This is a genomic window from Massilia terrae (assembly GCF_024753145.1).
GTDB classification, from domain to species: domain Bacteria; phylum Pseudomonadota; class Gammaproteobacteria; order Burkholderiales; family Burkholderiaceae_D; genus Telluria; species Telluria terrae.
On the sequence record NZ_JANUGU010000001.1, the window covers coordinates 1,314,196 to 1,329,680 of the forward strand.

The window sequence follows — 15,485 nt, forward strand, 5'->3', positions numbered from 1 at the left end:
TTTTGATATAAATCGTGCGATTTTACGCCAAAACGGCCCTCCCGGAGCGACTGTCTTGGCGCCCGCCGAGAAGGTTTTCGATCATCTGCCCGGTCAGCCGCGCGGTCAGCGCGGGCTGCTCCATCGGATACAGGTGGCCGCCCTCCACCAGCACCAGGTTCGGGCCGACCAATTGGCGCGTGGCGCCCAGCCCGGCCTGGCGCATCTCCTCCGAGCGCGTGCCGGCGATGCAGCCGACTGGCACCGGGAACGGCGCCGCGAGCACCTTGCCCATGTCATGCGGGAGCGTGCTGTAGATGTCGGTCTCCACTTCGCGCGTGAAGCGCAGCTGGACGCCGTCGGGATGTGGGGCCAGGCCGCTGTCGAGATAATCGTGCAGCACGCCGGGCGCCCAGGCGGCGAAGATCGGCTTGGAGGCGAAGTGTTCGTAGGCGCTCTGGCGGTCCGGCCAGACGTTGCGGCGCTTCCAGGACAGGCGCGCCGGCGACAGCTTCTCGCCCCAGCCCAGGCGCTTCGCCAGCGACCACAGGGCCGCGCGCCAGCCGGCCACCACGGGCGAATCCAGCATCACGACGCAGCGCGCGAGATCCGGCCGTTCATACGCGGCCATCAGGCTGAGGGCGCCGCCGAGCGAATGGCCGACCAGGATCGCGGGCTCGCCGTGGCTTTCCAGCCGCGCGATCAGCTCGGCGACCAGGCTGTGCCAGCCGTCGTCCACCGGGAAGGCCGGATCGTGCCCGTGCATGTCGATGCTGCGCACGTCGTAATCGCGCCCGAGCAGGTCGAGCAGCTGGCTGTAGGTCCCGGCCGGGAAGCTGTTGCCGTGGCTGAAGTGGAGCAGCGGTTTGGTCATCGCAGGCTGGATGGAGGATCGAAGCGCCGATTCTACCGGCACCTGCGCCTACATGTTTAGAGTGAAGCCACTACCTGCCGTACCAGTAGCGCGCATGGGTCCGACGGAACTCGTCCGCCACGATGGCGCCCCTGAATTCGAGGGTCACGGCACCGGAGTCGTCGGTCCGCAGGCGACGCACGCCACGCTCGCCGTAGCGTTCGAAGACCTGGGCTTTCGGATGGTGGTAGCGGTTGCGGTAGCCAACCTGGAATACACCGAACTGTGGCGCGACCGCGCGCAGGAAGTCCGGCGTAGAGGAAGTTCCGCTGCCGTGGTGCGGTGCAAGCAGCACGTCGGCGCGCAGCTTGTCCGGCATCGTCGCCACCAGCCGCGCCTCCTGCGCCGCTTCGATGTCGCCCGCCAGCAGCATGCTGTGGCTGCCGCCGCTGACGCGCAAGGTGCAGCTGCGCGCGTTGGCCTTCAGCGCGCGGTTGCCGTAGCTGTCGATCGATGGCTGCAGCATGTCGAACTCGATGCCGTCCCAGCGCCAATGCTGGCCGGCGGCGCAGCGGACGTGGCGCCGGGCCGCCTGCACGATATGACTGCTGTCCCATAGCGACGAGGCCACCCAGCCGACCGGCAGCGCTTCGAGCAGGGCCAGCGCGCCGCCCGAGTGGTCGGTGTCGCTGTGGCTGATGACCATGCCGTCCAGCTTCGCGATGCCGCGCGCCTTCAGGTAGGGCACGATCACACGGTTGCCGCCGTTCGAATCGAGCGAGTACTGTGGACCGGTGTCGTACAGCAGCCGGTGGCCGCGGGTCTCGACCAGCAAGGCCATACCTTGCCCGACGTCGAAGGCGGTCACCCGGAACTGGCCCTCGCCGGGATGCGAAGGCTGCTGCAGGAACAGCGGCAGCCACGCCGCCGCCCCGGCCCAGCGATGCGGCCAGCCGCGCGGCGCCAGCATCCACAGTGTGCCCGCGAGCGCGAGCAAGAATAGCCATGGCTCCGGCTCGGGCGCGGCCCAGACTGCAAAGCGCTGATTGCCGATCAGGTCGAGGAAACCCGCCAGCAGCTCGACAAACCAGTGCGCGACAAGCAGCACTGGTGCGGAAAGGGGCGCCGGCATCACCGCGCCGAGCAGCGCGAGCGGCGTCACCACAAAGCTCACCAGCGGGATCGCCACCGCGTTCGCGAGCGGACTGACCAGCGACACCTGCGCGAACAGCAGCATGGTCGCCGGCACCAGGCCGAGCGTGACAGCATATTGCGTCCGCCAGCCCTCCTGCCAGGCGCCGCGCCAGCCTCGCCTGACGACGCCAACGCGCCCCGCGTGCGCGTACATGATCACCGCGACCGCACCGAACGACAGCCAGAAGCCCGGCCACAGCATCGCCCACGGATCCAGCAGCACGACCAGGCCAAGCGCCGCGCACAGCACATGCGTGACGCTGGTGATCCGTCCGAACCACAGCCCGGCCGCGACCACGCCGATCATGTACAGCGTGCGCTGCGCCGGCACGCCGAAGCCGGCCAACAGGACGTAGAGCAGCGCGATGCCGCTACCCGCGAGCGCCGCCGCCTTCTGCGTCGGCAGCAGCAGCGGCAACTGGGCGCCGGTGAAGAACGATCGCCGCCACAAGGCCGAGACGCCCAATGCGAACATCCCCGCCACCATCGTGATGTGCAGGCCGGAGATCGAGATCAGGTGGCCGATGCCGGTGCGGTTGAACACGGCCCAGTCGGACTGGTCGATGCCGCGCTGGTCGCCGATCACCAGCGCGACGATCACCCCGGCGTACTTTTCCCCGGGCAGGGCTTGCAGGATGCGTTCCCGCAGCCAGGCCCGCGAGCGTTCGACCAGGTTGCCGGGACTTGGCACGAAGGCGTCCAGGCGCCGGTTCGTTTTGCCTGCCGCGCGCACGTAGCCGGTCGCGCGTATGCCCTGTTCCAGCAGCCACGCCTCGTAATCGAAACCGCCCGGATTGGCGTTGCCGTGCGGGCGCTGCAGCCGTACCGTCAGCTGCCAGCGCTCGCCCGGCTGCACGTCGGCCGCGCGCGCGTCCTCGCCGTGCTGGCCGCTGTACCAGCCCAGCGCGACGTGCCGCGGCACATGGAAGCCGCCTGCCACCACCTTCTCTACCTTGAAGTTGAAGCGGATGCCCTGTTCGAAGCGGTACGGCAGATTGTCGATGGTACCGACGATGGTGACGTCGCGGCCTTCATCGCCTTTCGCGAGCCCGTCTGACAGTGCAGCGCCTGCAAGGGCCGCGGCCCACGCGAACCCCAGCAAAACGCCGGCGGTGGCCGTGCGCGCCGGGCCGCGCAACAAGCCAAGCACCAGCAGCGCGGCCACCAGACAAGCCCACAGCTGCCACGCCGACGGCAGCGAGGCGCAAGTTTGCAGAAATGAAGCGCCGCCGACAAAGCCAAGGATTGCGAGGCGCATCGGTCAAACGGCAGGATCTTCCTCGGCCACGCGTTCGGCGTGAGGAGCCTCTGCACGCCGCACCAGCTTCCAGCTGCAGCGCCGCTGGATCACCGGCGGGCCGCCACCGTTTTTCGCGAACCATGCCGGCGGCATGCTGAAGGTTGCATCGGGGAGCACACCGCCCTGGCCGAACCAGCGCGTGCCATCGAGCGCCTCGGCGTCCTCGCAACGCCACCAGCCGCTCACGGGACAGAGCTCGCCGGTCCTGGCGCAGCTTCCAAGCGGCGCCGAAGCAGCCGAAGCGTCCCCCGCCGCCAGCCCGGCAAGCGCCAACGGCGCGGACGATGCCCCGCGCCCGCGTGCCCGCCTGTCCACCAGCTTCCAGCCGGTCGGACTCACCGACTCGTAGCTTGGTTGCAGTCCGCGCATCTTGTCCCACAGCGATGGGCGCGGCATGAGCAGCGCCTGGGGCATGCGCTGCCCTTTGCGCAGGAACTGGCGTTTCCCGCCCAGCACCGACACGCCATCGCCGCCCTCATTGCACTGCCACCACCCGCTGGACGGGCAGGAATCGCCCGCACTCGCCAGGGTGCCAAGAATCGGTGCCGCCGGTTCATCGGCAGGAGCTTTCGCCGCCATCGACGGGCGAACGCGGATGCTGGCGACGATGTTCTCCCACAGCTCGTTGACGGCGCCCTCGGCGAGGCTCGACTGGACCGCCCTGCCTCCCGGCAGCGGAACACCCGTCTGCAGCTGCAGCGCCAATAGTGGCGCCAGCACATCCTTGACTCCGGCGCGCATCTCCCAATCGTAGGTGAACGTGGTGACGAAGTTCGGCTCGGTGATCTTGACCCCGATCTCCTCGCCGCCAAGCCCGTTCACGGTGCGCACGCCTTCGCGCAGGGTCCGCACGGCGGGCCTCAGGATCAGCGGATAGTCCGCCATCGCCTGCGCGCTGCGCTCGATAATGCCGGGCGCCGCGGCTGCCCCGACCACGCTCGAAAATGAGATGTTCACATCCGGATGGTCGGGCAGGCCCGCCAGCAAAGCGACCGACTCCCCCTGTTCCGCGGACAGGGGATCGCGGATGAAGCCACGGCCGATGCAGAATCCGCGCTCGGATGGAATCTCATCCGCCTTGCGCGCAGATAGCTTCGCGAACAGCTTCAGCGCATTGTCGATCTTCGCGGGATCATAATCGATGGCCGTCAGGATGAAGGTCATGTCACCCGAGCGCAGATAGGCATCGACCGCGACGCCTTCGTAAGGCACCAGCTTGCCATTCTCCGCCAGGCTGTCGCGCCAGCGCCCGGATACGAGCACCTTCCCGGTTTTGCCACCGTCCCGATATTCCCGGACTTTCTCCAGGCTTGGCTTTCCCAGCCCATTGGCCTGGGAGCGCAGCTCGGCCTCGCGCGCAGCGACACGCGCGTTGAATTCGTCATCGGTCTCCGGATGACTGACGATGTCGAAGCCGTCCACGAAGGCCGGCGCCATGCTGATCCGCGCCTGCCCGGGGAGGTCGATCAGGAAGCGGCCGAGGCAGACTGTCTTCATCGTTCGTGTCATCATCGCCACCTTCGTCCAATCCAGGATCCCCTCGACCGCGCGCACGCTCGACAGCATGAGGAAGGCCAGGACGAGCAGCGCGACCAGCTTCTTGTTGTTATCCCGCTTCATGTGAAGCTCTGCGCAAGCTTTGCGATCAGATATTGGGTTAGCAACAATACGTCGCGGTCCTGGTAGCTTTCCTGATGACTAAAGCCACTGGTGCGAAACAGCTGTCCTACATGGCCGCCCGGCCCGGCGCCCGACTGTGCCGGAACCGTGTCGTCGCCCGCCGCGTCCTGCAGCCAGGGCCGGAATTGCAGCCGGTAGCGTCCGTCGACGTCGACATCGCGGCTGCCGTCCTGCTGGCACTTCACGAGCCTGGCCTGCCGGACGTTGTTCGCCGTCAGCGCGACAGCGCCGCCTGCCTCCTGCGCTACCCAGCGAATCTTCCCGAACGCACGACGGGCAAGGTCCGCCTCGTAGAAAGCGTATGTCATCGGGTGATAGTAGGGTTTGACGGAACTCCCTTCGCCCTCCTGCCGGCCGCCGGCCTGTTGCTCCGCGAGCACATTCGAGTGGAAATGTTCCGCCGTATCGACCGCCTTCTTCGCCTGCCTGGCGGCCCCTCCCTGCCGCCAGATATAGCGCCGGCGCGGGTCGACCAGTGCCGGATCGATCATCCTGTACCAGCTGTCCATGTCCCGATAGAAATCGTAGGGATTCCCTTGTGGAAGCGACAACAGCTCACGCGACTCCAGTTCCTTATTGACGGAGCGAACGGTGCGGACCACCAGCCAGCCTGGTGGGTAGAACTGGTTCGGCAGCAGTTCCATCACACCGGGCGCGACTGCCATGACCGGAGTCGTCGTCTCTGCCGTATTGCCCGCGATGCGCGCGAAGCCGTCTTCGTTGACATGGCTGGACATGCCGCGCTCGAACCGGCTTCCTTCCGTCCCGCAGGCGATCCGGCGATACGCGACCGGCGCGCCGAATGCGGGCATTACGCCATGGATGACGCCGGCCACCTGCCCGGGCATCTGCTTGGCGCAGGCACGACCCACCAGTCCTCCCATCGAATGGGTCACGAGGATCACGTGCTTGCACTCGCGCTGGACGGACTGCCAGTGCTTGATGATCTCCTGCACCCGTTTGCGGATTCGGTCGGCCGACTGCGCGCAGGACTGCAGCCAGTTGTAGCCGACCGCGTAGACCGGATAGTAGTAGCCGGCGAATTTTTCCAGCTCCGCCTCGCTCAGCGGCGCCATGCTGCGCACGCCCCAGCGCGCGGCATCGCACGCCATCACCACACGCCAATGCTCCTTGATCCTGCGCTGCGAACCGGCGTGCTCGAAGGTGGTCTCCAGGTTCTCCTGCAAGCTTGCGAGGAAACTGCCGTATGAGTCGGCATGCACCTCGCCCCAACCCTGTTCGCGCATCTGCTGCGCGGTCAGGGTGGAGCCGGGGAGCGAGCCGGAAGCATCGACTTCCAGCTTCTCGCCGTCGAGGATATCCTGCCGCTGCGCGGGCGTGCGGCGTGACCAGGTCCAGACTTCGGTCACGCCTTCCAGCTTGCCGTTGGGCGGACGCCATGCGGTTTCACCGGACTTGACGCCATCTTCCGGCGGCAGCACCGCGCCCTGGCGCATGCGCAGGTTGGTGCCCATCATCCCGGGGATGAAGATGATCGGCACCACCTTGTCCGGCGGGACCTCCACCAGCGCGCGCACCTTGAACGATTTCGGGGTCGCGACCGTATGCGCAACCAGGCTGCCGTCCTTCTCCACCGTCGGCGGCGGGAGCTTGCGCGTCGGCTCGCTCATTGCGCGTGATCCCCGGGGAGCAGGCGAAACTCGACCGCGCCGATGGCGTAGGACTGCAGGACGCTGGTCCGGCCCTCGTCGTCGGTCACGCCTTCGATGGTGGTGCCGTCTTCGTGCTGCGCGACGTAGCGCCGGCCGCGCGCAGGCTTGCCGGTCTGCTTGTCGATCACCACCACGCGTTCGTCGGTTTCGAGTTGGGTGTGCGGCAGGTCCAGCCCGGCCGGGGTGCCGTCGCCGCCGTCCACGTGCTCGATTCCCGCCGCCCTGACCACGTGCTTGCCGGAGCTTTGCTGGGTGATCGCACCGTCTTCCCAATCGGTCTGCGCGCCCTTCGACACCACCTTCACCGACGGCGCATCGAGCTCGATGCCTTCGGCCGCGATCAGGCTGATGCGCCCGGACGACTTGATCTCGACGTGGCCCTGGTGGGTCTGCACCACCACGTTGCCACGCGCCGCGACCAGCTTCATGCCCAGCTCGAAGGCGAACAGCGACAGCGAACGCGCCGCGCGCACGAACAGGTTGCGGCCGGCCACCAGCTCCGCATCGCCGGCACTGATCACGTCGACCTTGGTCCGTGCGCCCAGCGCCAGGTTGTCGTCACTGCCAAACACGATGCCGCCGGGCGCGGCGCCGGCAAGGACCGGCGGCGCATCCGGCCGCAGGCTGCCTGCCGCGGTATTGCTGCCCTCGTGCCAGCGCTGCAGCTTGTCGACCAGCGCCGCCAGCCTTGGCTGGGCCGCTTCGTCTTCCGAATTCTCGATCGCGAGCCGCGACAATTCATCCAGCACGCCCTGCATCACCTGCGCCAGCCCGACCAGCTTGTCCCGCTCCAGCTGCGGTCCTTCCGCCTTGCTGCTCGGGTGCGCCGACAGCAGCACGCCGCGCCCGCCGCGGATCGCGACCGCATCGTCGCTGCGCAGCTCCGCGCCTTCGCCGCGCGGGTCGCCGTGGCCATTGGCTTTCGGATGCGTGAGCCAGCCCAGGTTCAGCTCCGATGCGGCGTGGTCGCTGGCCAGCTGCGCGCTGATCTGGCCGCGCGTGTCGTCGAAGCGCAGCTGGTTGCCGCGCTGTCCGCCCAGCTCGCGGCTACGCGCGCCGGACAGGTAGCGGTTGCCCGGCAGGTCGCCCGCGCGGCTGAGCGCCGGCGGCAGCGCGCGCTGGTTATACAGCTGCGCGACCACGATCGGCTTGTCCGGATCGCCGCCGAGGAAAGCGACCAGCACCTCGGTGCCGACGCGCGGCAGCCCGAGCATGCCGCACTGCCGCTGGCCCGGCCCGTCCCCGGCCCAATTCGAGGCGACCCGCACCCAGGCAGAATCGGACGGCGAATCGGACGCGCCGGCGCCCTGCGCATGCTTGTGGTCCTCGATCCGCATGCCGGGAAAGCGGATCTTGACGCGGCCCAGCGCATCGCAATGGACTTCCTCGCCCGGCGGCCCGACCACCAGCGCGCTCTGCATCTGCGCCGGCGCCACATCGGCGCGCGGATCGAAGGCGGGCACGATAGGCACCCCGCGACGCACGGCCGTGAAAGCGACGTGCACGCGCATCTCGCCCGGGCCCGGTTCCGGCAGCGCGTTCCAGCGATTGTGCGACAGCAGCCGATCGACCCGCCCGGACAGGTCAGCCGGCAGGTTGTTGCGCGCGACGAAGTGCAGCTCGGTGATGACGAACTCGCGCTCCGGCGCCGGATGGGTGTCGATTTCGGGATGCCCTGTCAGCTCAAAATACTCGCCCGCGCAGAAATCGCGCACCGTGCCTTCACCGTGGAAGCACTTGGTCTCGAACGCGTGCCGGTCCATGCGCACCTGCCCGAGCCGCGCCTGGTCTTCGATGTCATTGGCGGCGTGCGGCATCTCGATGAGATAGTCGTCGAGGGTGGCCGCCAGTTGGCTGCCGGCGCTGCCCTGGTCCGCCGAACCGGCCACGCTGGCCGTCATGAACTGGCCACCCAGCGGATTCCTGTAGTCCCAGCTGTGACGGGCCACGCTGCCCGGCTGCAGGCTGCGCGCGGCGGTCCACGAGCTCACGGTGTCGCGTTCAAAGGTGGCGCCATCGCGTTGGTAGCGCACGCTGCCGGCTGCGTTGCGCGGCAGGTTTTTCGCTTCGTTGAACAAGACCAGCGTGTGCGCCGGGATCGCATCGTGCGCCGGATCCACCGCCGTATCGCGGCCGCGACCCGTGCGCACGACCCACGCCACGCCGCGCCGCTTGAGCAGGCGCCGCACGAAGGCCGCATCCGACTCGTTGTGCTGCATGACCTGCTCGCGCGCCGGGAACTGGCGCGGGTCGAGCAAGGCATCGAGCTCGTGTTCAAAGGCCCCGGCCAGCACCGAATTCGAATGACGCCATTCGTCGAACAGCAGCTGCACGATCTCCAGCTCGCTGCGATGCCTGAACACGCGGCTGTTGGTGCGCTTCTCCATCACCGCCAGCGCGTCGCGAATGCGCAGCTGGTAGGTCGCCAGGCCGCCGTCGAAATCGCCGGCGCGCGCTTCCGTGACCAGTCCGCAGATGCTGCGCAGCTGGCCGCGGTCGGTCATCACCTGGATCTCGGCCGGCAGCGCGATCAGTTCCTTGAGCGGCAGCGTCGGGCTGCTCGCCACGCACGCGATGTGGTAATCGATGCCGCCGCAGACCGCCTCCACGCCCACCACCCGCTGCGGCAGCAGCACGTCGTCCGACAGCTGGTCCGAATGCGCAAGGCGCAGCCGCAACTGGCGATGCGCCGTGCTCAGCGACTGCTCGTGCTGCAGGACGCGCAGGAACTCGGTGGTGCTCTCCACAGCTCGCTCCAGGATGGTCTTCTGTTAAGAGGAGAATCCATGGTGACATGGAAGAAAAGCGATTCAATTGTTCTGAATCATGGTTGCAAGGGCGAACTAATAGTGGGCGAACTGGTCCACGGCCAGCAAACGGAGAGAAGGCGAATGTGGGGGCACGCGCGGGTGCGCGGCGCGGTACTTCGGCGATTAGAGGAAGGGTTCTCGGCGTGGCGGGAACCACGTCGAAAGTTGCCGAGGATTACGTTGACAGCAAGCGCGACAGGCGCGGAATCGCGGCCAGGGCGTTGCGATACGAAGCGGCGCGGATCTCGGGCGCAGCGATGCCGCGCAATTCGGCCAGCGCGGCGCCGATTGCCGGCAGCTGGTCCGGGCTGTTGCGGCCGGGATGAATCCACGCCGGCGCGATATCCGGCGCATCCGTCTCCAGCACGATCGCAGCGAGCGGCAGGTCGCCGGCCAGGCGCCGGATCTGCAGCGCGCGCGTGAAAGTCATGGCGCCGCCGAAGCCGAGGTGGAAACCAAGGTCGATGAAGTTCTGCGCCTGCTGGAAGCTGCCGTTGAAAGCATGCGCGATGCCGGACGGCGGCCGCATCTGGCGCACATGCTTGAGCACCTGGTCTTGCGAACGGCGCACGTGCATCAGCACCGGCAGGTCGAAGTCGCGCGCGATGCGCAGCTGCTCGCGAAAGAAACGCTCCTGCTTGTCGCGCATCTCGGGCGTGCACAGCATGGGAATGAAGAAGTCGAGGCCGATCTCGCCGATGCCCACAAAACGAGGATCGCCGAGCGCCGCCTCGACCGCGGCGCGCAGCACGGCCAGGTCTTCATCCTGCGCGTTCGGCACGAAGATGGGATGGATACCGAGCGCATAGCAGGCATTCGGCGCGGCGGCCGACAGCTCGGCCACGGTGCCGAAGTCGGAACGGTCCACCGCCGGGATCACGATCATGGCCACCCCCGCCTCGCCCGCCCGCTGCGCGATGTCCAGCGCCTGTGCGCCGAACTCCGCCGCGTCGAGGTGGCAGTGGGTGTCGATCCACATCCGGCTAGGCCTCCACTGCCTGCAAGCCGTGTTCGGTCAGGCGCAGCATGCGGTCGCAGCGGCGCGCCAGCTCGGCGTCGTGGGTGACGATCACGAAGGCGGTGCCGAGGGTGCGCGACAGCTCCAGCATCAGGTCGAAGATCGACTCGGCCGTGCTGTGATCGAGGTTACCGGTCGGCTCGTCGGCCAGCACGCAGGCCGGCTGCGTGACCAGCGCGCGTGCAAGCGCCACGCGCTGGCGCTCGCCGCCGGACAGCTCGCCCGGCCGGTGGGTGACGCGCTTGGCCAGGCCGACACGCTCGAGAATCGCGAGCGCCTTCTGGTTGGCCACCTCGCGCTTTTCGCGCCGGATCAGGAGCGGCATCGCCACGTTGTCGAGCGCCGTGAACTCCGGCAGCAGGTGGTGGAACTGGTAGACGAAGCCGAGCGAGGAGTTGCGCAGCTCGCCGCGCCGCGATTCGGACAGCGAGGCGAAGTCTTCGCCCATCAGGGTGACCGAGCCGCTGCTCGGCGTATCGAGGCCGCCCAGCAGGTGCAGCAAGGTCGACTTGCCCGAACCGGATGCGCCCACGATCGCCACACGCTCGCCGCGCGCCACTGCAAAGTCGATGCGGTCGAAGACCTGTACCTGGTAGGAGCCCTCGCGGAAGCTCTTTGACAGGCTGCGGCATTCCAGCACCGGCGCCATGATCACATCATTATTCATAGCGCAGCGCCTCCGCAGGTTTCACGCGCGAGGCGGACCAGCTTGGATACAGGGTCGCCACAAAAGCCAGCAGCACCGAGACGATGCCGATCTTGAAGACGTCCGGCCAGCGCAGGTCGGACGGCATTTCACTGATCAGGTAGACATCCTTCGGCAGGAACTGCACGTGCAGCAGGTGTTCGATAAAAGGCACGATGACGTCGATGTTCAGCGCGACCAGCACGCCGAGGAACACCCCGGCCATGGTGCCCATCACGCCGACCAGCGCGCCCTGCACCATGAAGATCTTCATGATCGAACGCGGCGACGAGCCGAGGGTGCGCAGGATCGCGATATCGGCCTGCTTGTCGGTCACCGTCATCACCAGCGTCGACACCAGGTTGAAGGCCGCGACCGCGATGATCAGGGTCAGGATAATGAACATCATCTTCTTTTCGGTCTGCACGGCGGCGAACCAGTTCGCGTTGAGCTTGGACCAGTCGCGCATGATCAGGTCGCCGGACATCGCCTTCTTGAGCTGATCGGCCACCTGCGGCGCGTCGTGCATATCGTTGATGCGCAGGCGCAGGCCGGACGGCGCGTCCAGCCGCTCCATCTTCTGCGCGTCGTCGAGGCTGATGAAAGCCAGGCCAGAATCGAATTCGTAGTAGCCGGCTTCGAAGATGCCGCCCACCGTGAACGAGCGGGTGCGCGGCAGCATGCCGGCGGGCGTCGTTTGCGCCTGGGCCAGCAGCATGGTGATCTTGTCGCCGATGCCGACGCCCAGCGAGCGCGCCAGCGCCGAGCCCAGCACGATGTTGAACGAGCCGGGCGTGAGCGTATTCAGGCTGCCCTGCTTGATCTGGCGTGCGACGTCCGACACCTTGCCCTCTTCGGATGGGAGGATCCCGCGGATGACGGCGGGGCGCATCACGTCGTCGCGCAGCAGCATGCCCTGGGTCTCGACGAAGGGAGCGGCGCCGCGCACGGCCGGGTTGTGGAAGGCTTCCTGCGCGGCCTGGCGCCAGTTGGGCATGGTGCCGTTGGCGTCAAAGACTTCGATGTGCGCGACCACCGACAGCATGCGGTCGGTGACGTCCTTCTGGAAGCCGTTCATCACGGACAGCACGATGATCAGTGCCGCGACGCCGAGAGCAATGCCGGAGACCGAGATCAGCGAAATGAAGGAAATGAAGGTATTGCGGCCGCTGCGCTTGCCGGCGCGCGTGTAGCGCAAGCCAACTTGCCATTCATACGGCAGGTTTTGGATGAGACTCATGGATTCAGGTTGAAAGCGTCTGACCCCGCAGTGTGCCACACAACGCTCAACCATGGCAGGGGTTAGCACAATTGAATCATCGGTCTGCGGTAGTTCTGTTTGTACCACTAGCCTTAAAACCGTCGTCCCGGCGAAGGCCGGGATCCATAGAACGCTCGCTACTTCGGAAAGTCAGCATGGGTCCCGGCCTGCGCCGGGACGACGGTTGGGGATAGCGACCGTTTGCCCTACAATACCAGGATGTCCCAGCTCACCGTCGTCCTGCCCTTCGCCCTTCCCGCACCCGAATTCGCGAAGGAGCTGGCGCGCTCGCTCAACACGCCCGCCCTGGCCGCCCTGCTGTCGCGCACCTCGTCCCATACGGTTCACCCCTACGACTTTGCCGTGCGCGCGCTGCCGCACGAAGTCTGGCTGGCCCGCGAACTGGGCCTGGAACAAGCCGGCCAACCCGCATTCGCCGCCGCCGCGATGCGCGGCTTCGGCCTCGATCCGCGCGAAGGCACCTGGTTCATTGTCAGCCCGGCCCACATCGAAATCGCGCGCAGCCACCTGATGATGCCGGACCTGCGGCACCTGCAGCTGAGCGAAGCCGAGAGCCGCGCCCTGTTCGACGCGGCAGTGCCGTACGCCGAGGAATCCGGCCACCACCTGGCCTACGGCGACGCCCACACCTGGTTCCTGCGCGCCGACAGCTGGGCCGGGATGGACACGGCGACGCCGGACACCGCGGTCGGCATGAACCTGACCGATTACATGCCCGCCGGCCCGCACGCGCTGGCCTACCGCAAGCTGCAGAACGAAATCCAGATGCTGTGGTACACCGACGCCGTCAATGCGGCCCGCGAATCGCGCCGCCAGCCCCCGGTCAACGCCTTCTGGCTCTGGTCCGGCGCCACCACCGTGCTAAATACCGTCGTCCCCGCGCAGGCGGGAACCCATGCCGAGTCCCCGAAGTCCGGCAGTGGGCCATTCATCGCCACCTTCGAAACCACCAGCTGGCTGAAGGCATTGGGCACGCGCAACCTGGCCTCGCCATCCGAAGTGCTGAATATTACCGGCAACTCCCTGCTCATCTGCGGCAACGCCGCCGCTCCCGCGATCGCCGCCGACTGGTCCGGCTGGCTGCACGAGATGCAGCGCTTCGAAGCCGACCTGTTCGTCCCGCTGCTGGCTGCACTTTCGCAGGGCCGCATCAAACAGCTCAAGCTGGTACTGAGCAATCGCACCGCCCACACCGAAACCACCACGACCGCCCTCGCGCAGCGCAAATTCTGGCGCCGCCCGACACTGGAACGCCTGCTTTGAAGACCCGCATCGCCACCCGCCCCTGCCCGCCGCACACAGCCGCCATGCTGATCCAGGGCGGCGTACATCCTGTGCTGGCCCGCATCTTCGCCGCCCGCGGCCTGTCCGACCCGCGCGAGCTGTCGAGCGAACTGCAGGCGCTCGCGCCGCCTTCCGGCCTGAAGCACATCGATGCGGCCGCTGTCTTCCTGGCCGACGCCATCGCGGCCGGGAAGAAGATGACCATCGTCGCCGACTACGATTGCGACGGCGCCACCGCCTGCGCCACGGCGCTGCGCGGCCTGTCGATGATGGGCGCGCGGGTCGACTACATCGTGCCCAACCGTTTCGAGTACGGCTACGGCCTCACGCCCGAGATCGTGGCGCTCACCGCGCGCGAAAAGCAGCCCGACATCATCATCACCGTCGACAACGGCATCGCCAGCATCGACGGCGTGGAGGAAGCTAAACGCCGCAACATCGAAGTCGTGGTCACCGACCACCACCTGCCCGGCGACAGCCTGCCGGACGCGCGCGTGATCGTGAACCCTAACCAGCCCGCCTGCGGCTTCCCCAGCAAGCACCTGGCCGGCGTCGGCGTGGTGTTCTACGTGCTGCTCGCGCTGCGTGCGGAGCTGCGCCGGCGCGGCGTGTTCGACCAGCAGAACCAGCCCAAGCTCGACTGCCTGCTCGACCTGGTGGCGCTCGGCACCGTGGCCGACGTCGTGCGGCTCGACGCCAACAACCGCATCCTGGTCGCGCAGGGCATCAAGCGCATGCGCGCCGGCCGCATGCAGCCGGGCGTGGCCGCGCTGTTCCGCGTGGCCGGGCGCGAAGCCCGCAGCGCTTCGCCTTTCGACCTCGGCTTCGCGGTCGGCCCGCGCCTGAACGCGGCCGGACGCCTGGACGACATGTCGCTCGGGATCGAGTGCCTGGCCACCGACGACGAAGGCCGCGCCTGGGCCATCGCGCAGCAGCTCAACGACATCAACATCCGCCGCCGCGAGATCGAAGCCGAGATGCAGGACACGGCGCTGCTGCGCCTGGACGAGTTCCAGCCGCAGGACAGCAGCACCATCTGCGTGTTCGACGAAGGCTGGCACCAGGGCGTGATCGGCATCGTCGCCTCGCGCCTGAAGGAGAAGTTCTACCGCCCGACGATCACCTTCGCGCCGGCCGGCGACGACCTGATCAAGGGTTCCGGCCGTTCGATCCCGGGCTTTCACCTGCGCGACGCGCTCGACCTGGTATCCAAGCGCGTGCCCGGCCTGATCGACAAGTTCGGCGGCCACGCGATGGCGGCGGGCCTGACGATCCGCGCGCACGCGCTCGACAGCTTCCGCGAGGCCTTCGAGGCCGTGGCGCGGGCCTGGCTCAGCGAAGCGCAGCTCGAGCGCGTGATCGAGACCGATGGGCCGCTGGAGGAAGCCTACTACACCACCCACTTCATCGAGCTGATGGACGCGCAGGTGTGGGGACAGGGCTTTGCCCCGCCGGTGTTCTGCGACGAATTCAAGGTACTGAGCCAGCGCATCCTGAAGGAGCGCCACCTCAAGCTTCTGTTGGAGCGCAACGGCAAGCGCTACGACGCGATCTGGTTCGGCCAGACCGCCTCCATGGGCGAGCGCGCCCGGGTCGCCTTCCGCCTCGACGCCAACGAGTACAACGGCGTGACCAAGGTCCAGCTGCTGGTCGAGCACGCGGAGCCTGCGTAATCCCAACCCAAAAAACCGTCATCCCGGCGCAGGCCGGGATCCATGCGGACTTAC

Annotated in this window: 10 protein-coding genes; 2 read left to right on the top strand and 8 right to left on the bottom strand. The window is 67.5% G+C overall.

Going from position 1 to position 15,485, the window contains the following annotated elements:
* Nucleotides 1–22 precede the first annotated feature (22 nt).
* The 8 genes from NX778_RS05680 to NX778_RS05715 form a co-directional block, all read right to left on the bottom strand.
* Entirely contained in the window at nucleotides 23–853 is an 831-nt protein-coding gene (locus tag NX778_RS05680; RefSeq protein ID WP_258810693.1) for an alpha/beta hydrolase, read from the bottom strand.
* Between the two features lie 70 nt (nucleotides 854–923).
* Nucleotides 924–3,284 carry a DNA internalization-related competence protein ComEC/Rec2 gene (locus NX778_RS05685; RefSeq protein ID WP_258810694.1) on the bottom strand — a complete coding sequence of 787 codons (2,361 nt, stop codon included), beginning with the start codon at nucleotides 3,282–3,284 and terminating at the stop codon, nucleotides 924–926.
* 3 nt (nucleotides 3,285–3,287) lie between these two features.
* Nucleotides 3,288–4,946, bottom strand: a complete 1,659-nt coding sequence (locus NX778_RS05690; RefSeq protein ID WP_258810695.1) for a T6SS immunity protein Tli4 family protein — start codon at nucleotides 4,944–4,946, stop codon at nucleotides 3,288–3,290.
* A complete protein-coding gene (locus tag NX778_RS05695; protein WP_258810696.1) occupies nucleotides 4,943–6,637 on the bottom strand; it encodes a PGAP1-like alpha/beta domain-containing protein in 1,695 nt (564 codons plus the stop codon). The genes NX778_RS05690 and NX778_RS05695 overlap by 4 nt, the downstream gene beginning before the upstream one ends.
* Nucleotides 6,634–9,426: a type VI secretion system Vgr family protein gene (locus NX778_RS05700; RefSeq protein ID WP_258810697.1), complete on the bottom strand. Its 2,793-nt coding sequence runs from the start codon at nucleotides 9,424–9,426 to the stop codon at nucleotides 6,634–6,636. Before NX778_RS05700 ends, NX778_RS05695 begins: the two co-directional genes overlap by 4 nt.
* Nucleotides 9,427–9,664: 238 nt before the next feature.
* Nucleotides 9,665–10,468: a TatD family hydrolase gene (locus NX778_RS05705; RefSeq protein WP_258810698.1), complete on the bottom strand. Its 804-nt coding sequence runs from the start codon at nucleotides 10,466–10,468 to the stop codon at nucleotides 9,665–9,667.
* A gap of 4 nt (nucleotides 10,469–10,472) precedes the next feature.
* On the bottom strand, nucleotides 10,473–11,174 hold the full coding sequence (lolD, locus tag NX778_RS05710; protein WP_258810699.1) for a lipoprotein-releasing ABC transporter ATP-binding protein LolD: 702 nt from the start codon (nucleotides 11,172–11,174) through the stop codon (nucleotides 10,473–10,475).
* A complete protein-coding gene (locus NX778_RS05715; RefSeq protein WP_258810700.1) occupies nucleotides 11,167–12,432 on the bottom strand; it encodes a lipoprotein-releasing ABC transporter permease subunit in 1,266 nt (421 codons plus the stop codon). The genes lolD and NX778_RS05715 overlap by 8 nt, the downstream gene beginning before the upstream one ends.
* 240 nt (nucleotides 12,433–12,672) lie before the next feature.
* Here NX778_RS05715 and NX778_RS05720 point away from each other — a divergent pair, with 240 nt between their 5' ends.
* Together NX778_RS05720 and recJ are read left to right on the top strand one after the other, a co-directional pair.
* Nucleotides 12,673–13,737 carry a hypothetical protein gene (locus NX778_RS05720; protein ID WP_258810701.1) on the top strand — a complete coding sequence of 355 codons (1,065 nt, stop codon included), beginning with the start codon at nucleotides 12,673–12,675 and terminating at the stop codon, nucleotides 13,735–13,737.
* A 44-nt stretch (nucleotides 13,738–13,781) separates the two neighbouring features.
* A complete protein-coding gene (recJ, locus tag NX778_RS05725) occupies nucleotides 13,782–15,431 on the top strand; it encodes a single-stranded-DNA-specific exonuclease RecJ (RefSeq protein WP_258811052.1) in 1,650 nt (549 codons plus the stop codon).
* Nucleotides 15,432–15,485 lie beyond the last annotated feature (54 nt).

Bases quoted from the DNA above. Each gene is read 5' to 3' on its own strand.
- NX778_RS05685 (WP_258810694.1), bottom strand. From the start codon at position 3,284: ATGCGCCTCGCAATCCTTGGCTTTGTCGGCGGCGCTTCATTTCTGCAA.
- NX778_RS05695 (WP_258810696.1), bottom strand. From the start codon at position 6,637: ATGAGCGAGCCGACGCGCAAGCTCCCGCCGCCGACGGTGGAGAAGGAC.
- NX778_RS05720 (WP_258810701.1), top strand. From the start codon at position 12,673: ATGTCCCAGCTCACCGTCGTCCTGCCCTTCGCCCTTCCCGCACCCGAA.
- NX778_RS05705 (WP_258810698.1), bottom strand. From the start codon at position 10,468: ATGTGGATCGACACCCACTGCCACCTCGACGCGGCGGAGTTCGGCGCA.
- NX778_RS05715 (WP_258810700.1), bottom strand. From the start codon at position 12,432: ATGAGTCTCATCCAAAACCTGCCGTATGAATGGCAAGTTGGCTTGCGC.
- NX778_RS05690 (WP_258810695.1), bottom strand. From the start codon at position 4,946: ATGAAGCGGGATAACAACAAGAAGCTGGTCGCGCTGCTCGTCCTGGCC.
- NX778_RS05680 (WP_258810693.1), bottom strand. From the start codon at position 853: ATGACCAAACCGCTGCTCCACTTCAGCCACGGCAACAGCTTCCCGGCC.
- recJ (WP_258811052.1), top strand. From the start codon at position 13,782: ATGCTGATCCAGGGCGGCGTACATCCTGTGCTGGCCCGCATCTTCGCC.
- lolD (WP_258810699.1), bottom strand. From the start codon at position 11,174: ATGAATAATGATGTGATCATGGCGCCGGTGCTGGAATGCCGCAGCCTG.